This window comes from Lutibacter sp. (genome assembly GCF_013041805.1).
Classification (GTDB): domain Bacteria; phylum Bacteroidota; class Bacteroidia; order Flavobacteriales; family Flavobacteriaceae; genus Lutibacter.
Map to the genome: position 1 here is coordinate 1 of NZ_JABDRI010000023.1, position 15986 is coordinate 15986.

Below are 15986 nucleotides of genomic sequence, written 5' to 3' on the forward strand. Positions count from 1 at the left end.
TTAATGCGTGTAGCAGTTGGAATTCACCAAGAAGATATTGATGAAGCTATTGAAACGTACGAGTTAATGTCTAAAAAAGTATTTACACACGCTACGCCAACGTTATTTAATTCTGGAACACCAAAACCACAAATGTCATCTTGCTTTTTATTGCAAATTCAAGACGATAGTATTGATGGGATTTACGACACTTTAAAACAAACGGCTAAAATATCGCAATCTGCAGGTGGTATTGGTTTGTCAATTCACAATGTTCGTGCTACGGGTTCTTATATACGAGGAACAAACGGAACTTCAAATGGAATTGTTCCAATGTTAAAAGTATATAATGATACAGCACGCTATGTAGATCAAGGAGGAGGAAAACGTAAGGGTTCTTTCGCTATTTATATGGAACCTTGGCATGCCGATGTTTTTGATTTTTTAGATTTACGAAAAAATACAGGAGCTGAAGAAAAACGTGCTCGTGATTTATTTTATGCGATGTGGATACCAGACTTGTTTATGAAACGAGTTGAAGAAAATGGAGACTGGACGTTAATGTGTCCAAATGAATGTCCTCATTTATTTGATACCTATGGAGATGAATTCGAAAAGTTATATACAGGTTACGAAAAAGTAGGAAAGGGTAGAAAAACAATTAAAGCTCGTGAACTTTGGGAAAAAATATTAGAAGCCCAAATTGAAACAGGAAACCCTTATATGTTGTATAAAGATGCAGCAAACAGGAAATCCAATCAAAAGAATTTAGGAACCATTCGTTCTTCAAATTTATGTACAGAAATTATGGAATACACTGCAAAAGATGAAGTTGCAGTATGTAACTTAGCATCTATTGCTATTCCAATGTTTATTGAAGAAGATAAAGATGGTGTAAAATTTTTCAATCATAAAAAATTATATAATGTTACTAAAAAAATTACGCGAAATTTAGATACAGTTATAGATCGTAATTATTATCCTGTAAAAGAAGCAGAGAATTCAAATGTTCGTCACAGACCAATAGGATTAGGAATTCAAGGATTAGCTGATGCTTTTATAATGCTACGTTTACCTTTTACAAGTGATGAAGCAAAAAAATTAAATCAAGAAATTTTTGAAACTATTTATTTTGCTGCCGTAACATCATCAATGGAAATGGCAAAAGTAAAAGAGCCTTACTCAACTTTTAAAGGTTCTCCAATGTCAAAAGGTGAATTTCAATTTAATATGTGGGGTGTTTCAGAAGATGATTTAAGCGGAAGATGGAATTGGTCAGCATTGCGTAAAAAAGTAATGACTAATGGTGTTAGAAACTCTTTATTAGTTGCTCCAATGCCAACAGCCTCAACATCTCAAATATTAGGTAATAATGAAGCTTTCGAACCTTATACATCAAATATTTATACGCGAAGAGTATTAAGTGGTGAATTTATTGTGGTTAATAAACATTTACTAGAAGATTTAGTAGAGTTGAATTTGTGGAATAATGAAATGAAAGAAGAAATTATGCGCGCTAATGGTTCAATTCAACATATTGATGTAATTCCGCAAGAATTAAAAGAGTTGTATAAAACCGTATGGGAATTAAGCATGAAAGATATTATTGATATGTCTCGTCAAAGAGGATATTTTGTAGATCAATCACAGTCGTTAAATTTATTTATGCAAGATGCTAACTACTCAAAATTAACTTCTATGCATTTTTATGCTTGGAAAAGTGGTTTAAAAACAGGTATGTATTACTTACGAACAAAAAGTGCGGTAAATGCTATTCAATTTACGGTTTCAAAAAGTAAAAAAGAAGAAAAACCACTAACACCTGAAGAATTAAAGGAAATGCTAATCGCTTCACAAAATAATCCAGATGACTGTGAAATGTGCGGTTCTTAGTTTGTCAAAATAATTTTGTTGACATCTTGTTAACAACATTATTTAAAATAACGGATTTATTGGTACTTTTTTAAGAAATTTGAAGTTCTTAATATTCGTTAAAGAACTTATGATACAACTAGGTTAGTAAGCAATTTATAAGTCAACCCATTAAAAAAGTCTCAATATATATTGAGACTTTTTTTGCTTTTTCACCTTAAATTTCAAAGAGTTAAAGGATTATTTTTTTGCAGCATATAACTCCAATAAATCCATAGTAGCTTTTATTAAATCTTCAGTTTCTAGTAAAATACTAAAATAAAGAGTTGTGTTTTTTGGACTAGATTCTGTAGTTCTGGTTCGTTCAACTTGTTTTTGAGCATATTCAGAAACATCATTTAGTAATCCTTGTTTTTCTTCAATAATTTCTGCAATCTGGTCAAATGAACGAGAATCAAAAATTGTTCTAATTTTTCCAAACATATGACTTAACTTTTGCTCTATCTCTATTAATTCTTTTGCCTGATTTACTTTTAAACCTTTATGATTATTGTTAATATGTTTATGGCTTACTTTTGAAATAAACGAAACAGATTGTGCAATATCTTGTAAATCTCCAACAACATCAATATAAAAAGTACTTGCACTTACAGATGATTCATCTAAATTTTTAATAAAGTAAAAAATATTATTTTGTAAATCTTCAATTTCATCTTCTAACTTTACAACTGTCTTTTTTGCCTTTTTAAGTATTGTTAAATCTTGTTTAACTAAGCCATTAATGGTGTTTTCATTAATTTTACTAACTCTTTTTAATACTTTAGAAATATTGTCAGCACTTTCTTCAATAACACCTTTTACAGATTTACTTTCTGCTCTGTTTAAGCTATCTTCAGCTTTAGTTTCTTTAGATTTTTTTATATGATTAAGAGAATTTCTTACTAATAACAAGAAAGCTATTAATAATAGTACGGCAATCATTGCAGCTCCACCTAAATAAATTAGATAAGCAGCTACTCCAGAAGCAATAAAAGCAATTATTGCTGTAAAAAACCATCCGCCAATAACATTTAATACACCTGCAACTCTATAAACAGCACTTTCACTTCCCCACGCTCTATCAGCTAATGAAGTACCCATTGCAACCATAAATGTTACATATGTTGTTGATAATGGTAATTTATACGAAGTAGCAATAGAAATTAATACACCTGCTACCATTAAATTTACAGCAGCCCTTACAGCATCAAAGGCAGGTAATTCATGTGTTTTTCCTTGTACTAATTCAATAACAGGTTTTTCAAATTGTTTTTCCATCTTCTTATTAATAGAATTTGGAATTAATTTTGAAAAGTATTTTGAAAATAATATAGAACCTCTTACTAATACTCTTGATGGAAAATTAGGCTCAAAACGTTCTTTTCCATGACCTTCTCTTGATAAATTTATTTCAGTTTCGGCTACATATCTGGCTTTTTTCGAAAACCACAAAGTCAGCACCATTATCATACCTGAAATAAATAATAAAATAGTAGGGGTTGGGACTTTTGCGCCCAAAAAACCCATTGCAAATTCTGTAGCTGGTACACCCGATGCGGACCAAGCTTCAAAAGATTGCCAAGCTGCAATTGGGACACCAATAAAATTCACCAAATCATTTCCTGAAAATGCCAAAGCCAAAGCAAAAGTACCAACAACAATAATTATTTTATAAATGTTAATTTTAAAGAAATTCATTAAAACATAAGATAAAATTGACCAAATAATGAAACTAACTGCAATTATTGAAATTACATATTTCTCTAAAAACTGGTTAATAGTAATGCCTCCTATAAAATCAAAATTTTCCTTTGCAATATCTGCTCCTTTAATACCTTTCATTAAAATAAAATAAACCATTGCTGTTAATGCAACACCACCAAATAATGCTCCAACCCAATTCGCTTTTTTCTCAAAATTAAAAGATAATAGTAATCGAGATATATATTGCACAATTGCTCCTATACTAAATGCAACCACCACCGATAATAGAATTCCAAAAATAATTTGAGTTGCCTTAGAAGTATTGATATAATTTGTTAATTCAGAAAAGTCTCCGCTTCCAGCTCCTATTTTAATTAAAGCAACCGCAACCGCAGCACCCAATAATTCAAATACAATTGAAACCGTTGTTGAAGTTGGCATACCAAGTGTATTAAAAAAATCAAGGAGCAATATATCAGTAATCATTACCGCCATAAAAATAATCATGATATCACTAAACATAAACATGCTAGGATTAAAGATTCCTTTACGAGCAACCTCCATCATACCACTTGAAAATATAGCTCCAAAAGCAATTCCAATACTTGCAACAATCATAATAGTTTTAAATGACACTGCTTTAGATCCAATTGCTGAATTTAAAAAATTAACAGCATCATTACTCACTCCCACAACTAAATCAGCAATAGCCAATATAGCAAGAGCAACAATCATTAATAAGTAAATATTATCCATTTTTTTATTTTTTTATATAAAGGTAAATGTAGTAAGTTAAAATTTTAATAATTTTTAAAGATACTATAAAAAATAAATTAATATCCGTCATATTAAAATATCTTTTCAAAGTGCAAAGAACTAACAGATTTATGAATTTAATGTTAACATGATGTTATCATTTAAGTAAATGGAATAGGACTTAAAAATGAATATCAAACTGTAATCTCCACATAATTACATCACTTTTAAGATTCACATCTAATAAACTAATATCGGTTTGTATTTTTAAACTGTGCCCTACTATATATTTTGAAACCCCAACCGTATATTGATTTTCTGGAACTTTACCTGTAATATCTTCATCTAATTTTATATGAGTGAACCTTCCGGATATTTCCCAATTATTTTTAAGTAAATATCCACTCTGTAAATTAAGTCCTTTACCAACTTGAACAATATCACCTGTTTCTGTTCCATCTGAGTTAGTTGAAAAAGGATTATTAGAATTTCTGTCTGCATATTCAGCCATAAAGCTAAATCCTTTATACTTAAACATGGCATCCACAAATATGTCACTTATGTTTGTTTCAAAATAACCATAATCAGTTATCATGTATGATCCCTGATTTCCTCTAGTTTTTACCGCATTATGGTTATAATTATAAGATACAGCTAACGCAAGTTTTGGATTTTGTTCTTTTTTTAAATCTGTTCCAGAATAATCACCTTTGCTAGTAAAACTTCCCATTGGTAACAGTTCAACACGCCCAGTATATTGAAGACCTCCTATGTTTCCAGTAACAACATTACGTCCTTCTCCTTGTGAAATCGAAAAGATCTCTCGTACAACAAAATTATCAGAAATGGTAAAATGATGCCTTAATTGAATGCCGATATCTCGATCTATATTAAATCTAGAATTCACTAGAGATCGATCAACCATTTGCATTTCTGCTGAAGAAATTACTCGCTCTCTGTTCCCTGGAAGTTTAGTCTGGCCAAACCAAAATTCTAGATTTTTAGCAAAATTATATTTCATAACGGCATCTAAAATAATTCTAGGTGTATTGCCTGTATAAATAGAAGATCCGGCAATATCTCTATTTGATAAACCTAACTCAACCTTATATTTCAATTTTGGTGTAAAAGCAAATCCACTAAATTTTAACCTAGATCTACGTATTAAAAAATTAGATTCATTTTCTACATTATTTTCCCAAACAGAAGAAGCCAAAAATTGCGCTCTGAATCCAATCTTCATTGACCAAGTGCTGTCTTGACCTACTAAATAAAATAGACCTTTACCAAATTTTGGAGCATTTGTTTCTTGGGCACTTAAACTAATACAAGCGAATAGGGAAAATAGAATTAGTCCACGTTTTAATATCATTTTAAATAATTTAATTTGAGTCAAGGCAAATGCATTTCGGCAATGTTAATTAAATGTTAATACGAGCCTCAAACAAAAATATAGTTAAAATATTAAAAAAAGCTATTTTTTTGAAACAAAAGTGGTTTTAAATTATAAATGTTTTTTAGTTCTCGTAACCAAATTATATGTTAAGAGTTAATTTTTTAGAATTGAATTTTAGTAAACCCTTATATTTAAGATAAGTACCTGTAAAACAATGGAATAAAATACCTAATGTAAACTTAATGTTAACAAATAGTTTTTTTAAGGTAAAGTTTATATCTTTGAGACGTAAAAAAAGTATTTTACTAATAACTAAAAAGAAAAGAAATGAAGACAATTATAAACATAGTTATTTTGTTGTTTTGCATCACAGCATTTTCACAAGAACAAAAGGTAGATTATAAAAAAGTAGATAATAATAAAGTTAAGGCGACTTATTATTTTGCTGATAATAATAATATTGTCCAAAGAGAGGGATTTTTTAATGCCGAAGGTAAATTACAAGGAACATGGATCAGTTATGATGTAGAAGGAAATAAAACTGTAATTGCGAATTATAAAAATGGTGTTAAAGACGGTGTTTGGACCTATTTTAAAAACGATAAAATTAATATTGTAACGTATGCAGACAATAAAATTATGAAAGTAGAAGAAGAGGCATTGGTTGTAAACTAATTTGTATTCACGAGCTTCTAAATACTTTATATAAAAAAAGGATGCTACAATGTAGCATCCTTTTTTTGTAGGTTCATATGTAATAATTACTTATTCAACAGTCCAGCCTGCACCCCAATCTGCATAATCTGTTCCAGTGCCATTTCCATCACCTGATATAAAATCAGCTTCTGAGAATGTGAATCCAGTATCGTTTTTCAATTTAGTGGTAACATTGTTAAAAGTAACATCAACAACTTTTAAAAAGCCATCTAAAACTCCTTGTCCTGTTGGGTTGTCACCAGTATCTCCATCTAAGTCAAAACCTTCATCAAAGTCACTTAATAGAATATTTGTAAAAATTCCTTGTGTACCAGCTCTTAATCTAATAGCTTCACTTGCATCATTTGCACTTACCACAGTTACGTTTGTAACCTCAGGCGCTGAGAAAAATTGTGGACTAGCATTGTTTCCTATATCAGTATTATATCCATCACATTCAAAAGCTTTATCGTGATCTACTCCATGTTGTACATAAGCATTTGTTACTTTTCCAGTAAAACCTTCAGTCCAGTCAATTGAATCGTCTTGCGCGTTGATAACAGAAACATAACTAACATTTACTGTTCCACCAAAAAACTCTAAACCATCGTCTAAACCTTCATACATTTGGATATATTCAACAGTAGTTCCACTTCCAACTCCATAGAATGAGAATCCATTATTTTCAGATTGACCATCAGCTTTTCCACCTGAATATTGAACGCGTACATAACGAATTGTTCCTGAATTATCAGTAGCATCGGTTCCACCATATGGTAATCCACCAATTTCAGAAGTTGAAGTTCCTGTAGATACAGAGTTAATAGGTGCATTTCCTAAAATAATTAATCCACCCCAATCACCAGCTTTTGGTGCTGTAGAGCTGGAAGTCATTACAATAGGTAAATCTTTTGTTCCATCTGCTATTATTTTAGCTCCTTGAGCGATCGCAATATAAACGTCTGAACCAGAAGCTTGAGCTTCTATCACAGTTCCTGCCTCAATTGTTAAGGTAGTTCCAGGTTGCATAACAAACGGTCCTGTAATGGTATATTCATTTTTTGCTTCTAAGGTAATATCAGTAGTTTGGCTTCCTGAGAGATCAATTTTTTCACCAGCATTTGGATCAACTGCACCACCACCCGTTGTTGTCACAGAATTATCTACGTTGTTTATGATGACATCAGAGGTGTCATCTTCACCACAAGAAATTAACAGCGTTGATGCTATTGCTAAGGTTAATAAAGTATTTTTCATTGTTTTTAATTTAATTAATTTATAATTCTTTCGTATTTTAAAATTTATATTTGAATTGTAAGCTTAAGTTTAGGCCTCGTTTATAGCTTTCCAATATGATTTGTTGGTTGTTTGTAATTTCTCGAATAATGTCTACTCTTGGGTTTAAGATGTTCTGAGCACTAAAGTTGATTTCAGTGTTTTCTCCAATTTTGTTTTTCCATACAAAATCAAGTGTAGCAAATCCTTTTTCAATTTTATTTCCTAATTGTCCAGATCCTAATGCAAAAATTCTATCTGAAAAATAATTGGCTATAAGATTTATTGTTGGTTTAACTTTTTCTCCAAAATTTGGTGTAACGTTTACATCAGCATTTACTAAAAGTGGTGATGCTCCTTGAAGTTCTTCTGTCTCTCTATTAAAAGCAGTACTATAAGTACCTTGTATGGTACTAAACAAATCTTGTTCAGTATGCATATAGCTAACATTAAATCCAGCTCCAATCAATGGTTCATCATTATAAGTAAATAAATCTTTCTTCATTTCAATTTCAGCACCGTAAACCTTTGCTTTGTTTCCTGTTCTAAAAAAACGTTGTGTTCCGGTTGCATCGTTGGCAACAACTAAATTTATAGGATCTTTAATTTCTTTGGCAAATCCTGCAATTGAAATTATTTCACCTCTACTTATAAACCACTCAACTTTGAAATCCAAGTTTAAAATTTTTGAGTAAGAAACATCTTTAACATTTGTATAGTTCACACTTGCTTGATGTCCTAGCAAATCTGGATTTCCACCAATTCTTGAGGTTACACCTTCATATACATAAGGAGCCATTTCTTTGAATTCTGGAAATGATGCGGTATTACTAAATGATGCTCTAAAGTTTACATCATCAGTTAACGAGTATTTGATATTTAATGTTGGTAAATATAATTGTTCAGTAACTTCAGAAATACCTGGGTTATTTAATAAGTTAATTACATTATAATTAATTTTTTGGCTAAAATACTCAGCTCTAAAGCCTGGTACTATTAACCATTTTTCACCTAAAGTTATTTCTGCAGAGGTATACCCTGAAATGTCTTCTAATGTACCGTTATACGTGTTTTCGTATTTTCCAGGATTGTTTGTTGGTCCAATGTTAAACACGCCTTCTCCTTCTGGATATAAAGCCCTAAAAACATCAGTTTCATATAAGCCATCTACCCAATTATCATAATTAAAAATAGCATTAAAATTGTTTGCGTCAATTGATAAAGAATCATCAATATTTTTATACCCATATCTTATGTTGTTAAATCTTCGCTCTTTACTTCTTCCATTTAAACCAACATTTAATTTTATAGTTTCAGATATTGCATACTTTAAATTAAAACGACCATTAATTTCTTCATCAATAATTTTTTCAAAGTAACGTTGATTGTCAAATGAGTTATTTGTATAAAACGACGCATTAGTTGTTGGATCGTTATCCAAGGCATAATGGTATTGCTCTAATGAAACTCTTTTTCTATCAGGTTCGTGTGAATACACATTGTTATATCCTACACCCCAATCTATTTCAACTTTATCATCAATTTTATGAGAACCAATTAATTGATTTACAAAAACCAAATCTTGGTTAAATTGCACGTTCATTTGGTAAAATCCTTGATCCGTATCTAAAAAGGCGTCTCGGTTTGTACCTAATCCTTTTACCCCATAATAGCCAACTTCATCAACTGAGTTATTAATAAACAAAGAGTTAAAAGTTATTTTATGATCATTGTTTATTCTGTAGATGGCACTACCCATAATAGTGGAATTGGTAGCGTAGTTATATTTTTCAACATTTTGGAATGATTTTTTCTCAACGTTTGTATAGTCGGTTTCATTCCCTTCTAAAAAGGTATAATTATTACCAAAAGATCCTGTTAAAAATAGGCTTAATTTACCTTCTTCACCTAGATCAAACGATTTTCCAGCAGATAAACTTATACCAGTATTGATTGGTTCTTGAGCATTAATTGGATCAATACCGTGTGATAATATCACAGCAAAAGGATTGTGTTCATAGCGGCCATAAAAACCCATAAAACCAGTACCATCACTTTTTACAAAGTTTTTCCCAGCGGCATTCGTATTTACTCCGGTAGTTATTGAGGCATCTACAAAACCATCTCCTGTATATTCTTTTGATGTTATATTTACATTTCCAGCAGCAAAATCTCCATAAAAATTAGCAGCATACGCCTTACTAACGGATACGTTTTGAATAATGTCTGAAGAGAACAAACTTAAATCAATATTCTTTTTATTGATATCGTTTGAAGGCATAGAAAGTTGATTAAAAGTAGTATTTAAATATCGATCACCAAGTCCACGTACATATACATTACTTGAACCTTCTTTAGAAATCCCTGATATTTTAGTAATTGCAGTTGCAGCATCACTAACTCCTTTACGATTTAGTTCGTCTGACCCAATACTTTGTTGAATTGAAACAGCTTTTCTCTGTTCTGTTAAAAGTGCAGTTTCAGATTCTTTTTTAGTTGAACCAGAAATTTGAATTTCATCAAGTGATACTCCTTGACTTGCATTTAAGGTTTTATTAATGGTAATTGTTTCACCAGCGTTCACAATTACATTTGGAACTTCAATAGTTTGATATCCAATAAAACTGAATACGACTGTATATGTTCCTGGTTCAACTTTTAATGTGTAAGTTCCTTCAAACTCTGTAGTGGTTCCTATTGTGGTTCCTTTTATAAAAACATTGGCAAATGGCAAAGGCTCGTTTTCTACTTCTTTGTCAAATATGGTTCCTTCAATGGTTCCCGTGGATTGACCAAATGCAAAAATGTTAGTTAAGAGACATATTGCTATAAAAATTTTCTTCATTTTAGACTTAATTTGTTGCTGCAAAGAACTTACAACAACGTAAAAGAAAGGTTAATTTGAAGTTATTTAATGTTCATATAAGTGTTAACTAAACGTTAGCAAATAGCAAATTGAATTAAAAAGTAGTTCAATGTTTGATTTACTATGTTTATTTTAAAGAAGAAATATCAAAAGTTATTTCTGTAGGAGAAAGCGTTTGATTATTTATGGTTGTTCCATTTGAAGAAACAATTACATTTTCAATCTCTAGTGTTTTATAGCCAATAAAACTAAAAACGAGTGTATAAGTTCCCGGTGTAACATTTAAAAAGTAAGATCCGTCTATATCAGTAGTAGTAGAAATATCGGTATTCTTTAGGGAAACATTCGCAAATAATAGTGGTTCGTTATTCGATTCACTATCAAAAACAAAACCGTTAACTTTTCCAAGCGTGTTCGTATCAGAAATTAAAGATTCAACCTCAAAAGATTGACTTTGCATTAACGTAGTAAAAAATAGCGCCGTTGCGAACAAAAATAATTTCATAATTAATAGTTGATTTATCAATGCAAACTAACTACTCAAATGTTAATTAAATGTTATTTAAGGGTTATTATTATATAATTATAATGTTAATTGAATTAAATATTCATGGTATATTTTAAATACTTAATTATTAAGTATATTGCACAAAATTTTAAAAAAGGTGATGAACTGGAGCCAACTATTATCATTAAAAAGAGCTGGAGATACTGAGCAAAGATTGCGTTTGCATCAAGATGAGACAAGATTAGGTTTTGAGGTTGATTATGACCGCATTATTTTTTCTGATTCTTTTAGAAGTTTACAAGATAAAACTCAAGTTGTTCCGCTTTCAAAAACAGATTTTGTTCATACGCGATTAACGCACAGTTTAGAAGTGAGTGTAGTGGCGCGTTCTTTGGGTAGAATTGTAGGAGAACAAGTACTTAAAAATCATCCAAATTTAGAAGAAGAAGGTTTTAAAATAAATGATTTTGGAGCTATTGTTGCAACTGCTGCATTGGCTCATGATATTGGAAATCCACCTTTTGGCCACAATGGTGAAAAGGCAATTGGAGAATATTTTAAAAGTAGCAAAGGTCAAAAATACAAAGAGCATCTTACAGAAAAACAGTGGCAAGATTTAATTGATTTTGAGGGGAATGCTAATGGATTTAGAATTTTAAACGAAAGTAAAGAAGGTATTGATGGAGGTTTGAGACTTTCTTATGCCACGTTAGGTGCATTTATAAAATACCCAAAAGAATCATTACCCAAAAGACCAACAAACGAGATTGCTGATAAAAAATTTGGAATATTTCAGTCGGAAGTACCATTTTTTAATGAATTAGCAAAAGAGTTAGGGTTAATTTCAACTGGGAAAAATGGGAATATCGCTTATAAAAGACACCCATTAGCCTATTTAGTTGAAGCTGCTGATGATATTTGTTACACGATTATAGATTTTGAAGATGGGATTAATTTAGGTTTAATTGAGGAGGAATTTGCATTAGAATATTTAATAAAATTAGTAAAAGACACCATAAATTCTAAAAAATATCACCAATTAAAATATAAGAAAGATCGTGTAAGTTATTTGCGCGCTTTAGCAATTGGTACACTTATAAATGAAGCTGTTGCAGTTTTTTTAGCAAATGAATCTGCAATTTTAAAAGGTGAATACCCACATTCATTGCTGGAAAAATGTAAGTATGAGGCACAAATAAATGATATCATAAAAATAAGTGTAGAGAAAATTTATAAAAGTAGAGAAGTTGTTGAAAAAGAGCTTGCAGGTTATGCTATCATAACAGAGCTTTTGGATATTTTTTTAACGGCAATTCATCATAAATTTAATAATGCTACAACAAATTATGATAATTTAATTTTACATTTGCTTCCTGATAATTTAACTGAGAATAAGAACTCTATATATGAGAGAACTATTGGTGTTTGTGGCTTTGTTGCGAGCTTAACAGATGGATTTGCCTTACAGTTATATAAAAAAATTAAAGCACAACATTAAATTTAAACTGATTAATTGAGAATGAATAAAAAAGGAAAACTACTACTACTAATTTCTGTTCTAGCTATATCATATTTTGTAATAAACAAAAGTTCAACACCTGAATTTGCTGATACAGAAATTCTAAAATTAAGAAAACAACATGAGAATTTTCTTGCAAATAGTCCATTCAAAAAAACATTAGAGCTTTCAAAAAAAGAGAGGAAAGCACTAGGAATACCACCAAATAAGTATTTTGAGCGCCAATTTGAGCTAACTATGGATCCTACTACTGGTAAACCACATCCAGAAAGGTTATTTGCGCTTCAAGAATCATTGAGATCAAAAATCGATGCAAACAAGAACCCTGGTTCTGCAGAATGGAATAATTGGGAAGAAAGAGGACCTGATAATGTTGGGGGAAGAACCAGAGCAATTATGTTTGACCCTAATGATGCTACTAATAAGCGAGTTTTTGCTGGAGGTGTAAGCGGCGGATTATGGGTAAATGATGACATTACAAATGAAGACTCAGCTTGGCAAATGGTTGACATTCCTCAAAATTTAGCGATTAGTGTTATTACTTATGATCCCAATGATACTTCTATTTTTTATTTAGGAACTGGAGAATCCTATGTTTCTGGAGATGTGAATGGGAATGGATTATGGAAATCAACCGATGGTGGGGTAAGCTGGGCAAAAGTATTTGGAGGAATTACAGGCGAAACAACGTTTCAAACAAACACAAAGCTCACTGTAAATTCTCCTGTTGAAGTAGCTGGAGAATACCAAGTTACATCTGCATCTTTTGGACCAAGTATTACATCAATTTCAGGAGATTTAGTCTTGGCAAATGATGGTACAACAGCACCCACTGAAGCTTGTAGTGCTTTTGTGAATGGAACTGAAATTAACGGTAACATAGCTGTGGTTGAAAGAGGAAGTTGCACATTTGTTACTAAGGTTTTAAATGCGCAAAATGAAGGTGCTATTGCAGTTGTAGTTGTGAATAACATTGATGGTGTGCCTATTACTTTAGGAGGAGATGAAGATGGTACTATTACGATTCCTTCTGTAATGATTTCTAAAGAAGAAGGAAACTTACTTATAAATCAACTAGAAAATGGAGTAAATATCACTATTGAAGCAATAGAAACTCCATTTACTGGTTCATTTGTTACTCCAGGAATTCAGCACATTAATGATATAAAAGTGAGAGATATTGGAGAAGGAGAAAGTGAAGTGTATGTAGCTGTTGGTGCTACTTTTTATTCTAACTCTTCACCTTCTGCTTTACTAGGTGCAGAAGAATTTGGGCTTTATAAATCAAGTGATAAAGGGCTTAGTTGGTCTGAAGTTGCTTTACCATTAAATGCAAATAGTAATAAATATGCACCCAATGATATAGAAATTGGAATTGATAATACTATATGGTTATCTACTATTAACAATGTTCTTACTGGTGATGGAGGGGGAACCATACTTTCTTCAATAGATGGAACTTTATTTGAAGTTAAACATGAAATAACTGCAGGCGATAGAACACAAATTGCAGTATCAAAATTAAATGAAGGAGTTGTTTATGTTCTGGCAGAAGTGAGTGATACTAATCCAATATACATTGGTAAAACAGAAGATGCTTTTGATACAATTACTGAAATTGTTCCGCCAGCTGATGCAGATACGGGAATTCCAGATAATGATTTTACAAGAGGTCAGGCGTTTTATGATTTAGTTATTGAAGTAGATCCAATTAATGATGAGAGAGTGTATGTTGGAGGAATTGATTTATTTATATCTTTTAATAGTGGATTAGCTTGGTCTCAAATGTCTAAATGGTCAAATAATAATAATCTTTCTGGATTAAATATTCCTTTAGTTCATGCAGATCAACATGCATTAGTATTTCATCCAGACAATCCTAATCAAGCAGTTTTTGGTACTGACGGAGGTATTTATTTTGGAAGTGATTTATCAGGAGCTATTGCTTCTACAACGGCAATTTCTTCAAGAAATAAAAATTATAATACGGTACAATTTTACAAAGGAGCTATTGGTTCTGATAGAGCTGATGAAAAGCTCATCGCTGGGGCTCAGGATAATGGTACACAATTTATTAATAACGCTAGTTCAGGTATAAACTCTTCCGTTCGTGTAACAGGAGGAGATGGAGCTTATACCTTTATTGATAAGGATAATGAGTATATGATATCTTCTTATATTTATAATAATTATTATTATGTAAATTATAATACCGGTAATATTATATATACAATTGCTGAGTTTGATGATGATGGAGACTTTATCAATCCTGCAGCTTTGGACAGTGAAAATAATATTTTATATGCTTCTGGTGAAGATAAAGTTATTAGATATATTTTAAATGCTTCAAGTGCTGCAACATTAGCACTAACAAATACCTTATTAACATCAACACCAACGGCTTTTAAAGCATCAACATTTATATCAACCACGCTATTTGTTGGAACAGAAAACGGGACTTTATTAAAAGTAGAAGGCGCGAATGAAGGCCAACCTAACTGGACAGACATTACAGGTGATCAATTTTATGGAAGTATTTCTTGCATTGAGTTAGGGGAAACCGAAAATGATATTATGGTAACATTTCATAATTATGGTGTTGAAAATGTCTATTATACACAAGATGGAGGAACAACTTGGCAGAATAAAGAAGGAAATTTACCAGACATTCCTGTAAAAGCAATTTTAATGAACCCGCTAAATTCCAATGAAGTAATTCTAGGAACGGATCTAGGCGTTTGGGCTACTACTAACTTTGATGCTGCAAATCCAGATTGGTATCAATCTCAAAATGGAATGAAAGATGTGCAAGTTACTAGTTTTGATTTAAGAAAAAGTGATAATACAGTTTTGGCATCAACCTACGGAAGAGGAATGTTTACAGCAAAATTTACGGTAGATAATTACTATGATGATGATGATGGCGATACGGTAATTAATGGTTTAGATTTATGTCCTGATACTCCCATAGGAGAAGCAGTAAATGAAGATGGATGTTCAGATAGTCAATTAGATGACGATAATGATGGAGTAAAAAACAATGTAGATGCTTGCTTAGATACACCTTCAGGAGATCTTGTAGATGATACAGGTTGTTCAATATTCAGTTTCCCTTCCAACAATTTTACTATTGAGGTTATTAGTGAAACATGTCTAGATAAGGATAACGGACAAATTAGTATTAGTAGTTTAGAGAGTCATAATTATATTACAACAATTAATGGAGTAGATTATAGCTTTACAAACGATGTAACAGTTGATGGTTTAGCACCAGGCGTGTATGATTTCTGTATAGGAGTCACTGGAGAAACCTATGAGCAATGTTTTGTTGTAGAAGTTCTAGAGGGAACTACCGTTTCAGGAAAATCAAGTGTTA

General features: G+C 31.4%; 9 protein-coding genes. 4 read left to right on the plus strand and 5 right to left on the minus strand.

Translation table 11 applies throughout. The features are described 5' to 3' along the window. On the plus strand, positions 1 to 1872 hold a 1872-nt coding region (locus HKP59_RS03340), incomplete at its 5' end, for a ribonucleoside-diphosphate reductase subunit alpha (RefSeq protein ID WP_291803429.1). A 219-nt stretch (positions 1873 to 2091) separates the two neighbouring features. On the opposite strand, the gene HKP59_RS03345 is transcribed toward HKP59_RS03340, so the two are convergent. Further along, the gene (locus HKP59_RS03345; protein WP_291803431.1) at positions 2092 to 4350 is read right to left on the minus strand and encodes an inorganic phosphate transporter; all 2259 of its coding nucleotides are present in this window, start codon (positions 4348 to 4350) and stop codon (positions 2092 to 2094) included. A 181-nt stretch (positions 4351 to 4531) separates the two neighbouring features. Then, a complete protein-coding gene (locus tag HKP59_RS03350; protein ID WP_291803433.1) occupies positions 4532 to 5722 on the minus strand; it encodes a porin in 1191 nt (396 codons plus the stop codon). A gap of 351 nt (positions 5723 to 6073) precedes the next feature. On the opposite strand from HKP59_RS03350, the gene HKP59_RS03355 reads away from it, so the two are divergent. Then, positions 6074 to 6421: a membrane-binding protein gene (locus HKP59_RS03355; protein WP_291803435.1), complete on the plus strand. Its 348-nt coding sequence runs from the start codon at positions 6074 to 6076 to the stop codon at positions 6419 to 6421. Between the two features lie 90 nt (positions 6422 to 6511). Here the strand turns inward: HKP59_RS03355 and HKP59_RS03360 are convergent, their stop codons facing one another. The 3 genes from HKP59_RS03360 to HKP59_RS03370 all read right to left on the minus strand — a co-directional run bounded on the left by HKP59_RS03360 (position 6512) and on the right by HKP59_RS03370 (position 11088). Next, a complete protein-coding gene (locus tag HKP59_RS03360) occupies positions 6512 to 7699 on the minus strand; it encodes a multidrug transporter (protein WP_291803437.1) in 1188 nt (395 codons plus the stop codon). Between the two features lie 37 nt (positions 7700 to 7736). Continuing rightward, positions 7737 to 10562: a TonB-dependent receptor gene (locus tag HKP59_RS03365; protein ID WP_291803438.1), complete on the minus strand. Its 2826-nt coding sequence runs from the start codon at positions 10560 to 10562 to the stop codon at positions 7737 to 7739. Positions 10563 to 10710: 148 nt separating this feature from the next. Further along, positions 10711 to 11088 carry a carboxypeptidase-like regulatory domain-containing protein gene (locus HKP59_RS03370; protein WP_291803439.1) on the minus strand — a complete coding sequence of 126 codons (378 nt, stop codon included), beginning with the start codon at positions 11086 to 11088 and terminating at the stop codon, positions 10711 to 10713. A gap of 163 nt (positions 11089 to 11251) precedes the next feature. On the opposite strand from HKP59_RS03370, the gene HKP59_RS03375 reads away from it, so the two are divergent. Together HKP59_RS03375 and HKP59_RS03380 are read left to right on the plus strand one after the other, a co-directional pair. Beyond that, positions 11252 to 12589 (plus strand): deoxyguanosinetriphosphate triphosphohydrolase, encoded by a 1338-nt coding sequence (locus HKP59_RS03375; RefSeq protein ID WP_291803440.1) that lies wholly within the window; start codon positions 11252 to 11254, stop codon positions 12587 to 12589. A gap of 21 nt (positions 12590 to 12610) precedes the next feature. Continuing rightward, the coding region (locus HKP59_RS03380; protein WP_291803441.1) for a PA domain-containing protein at positions 12611 to 15986 on the plus strand (3376 nt) is incomplete at its 3' end.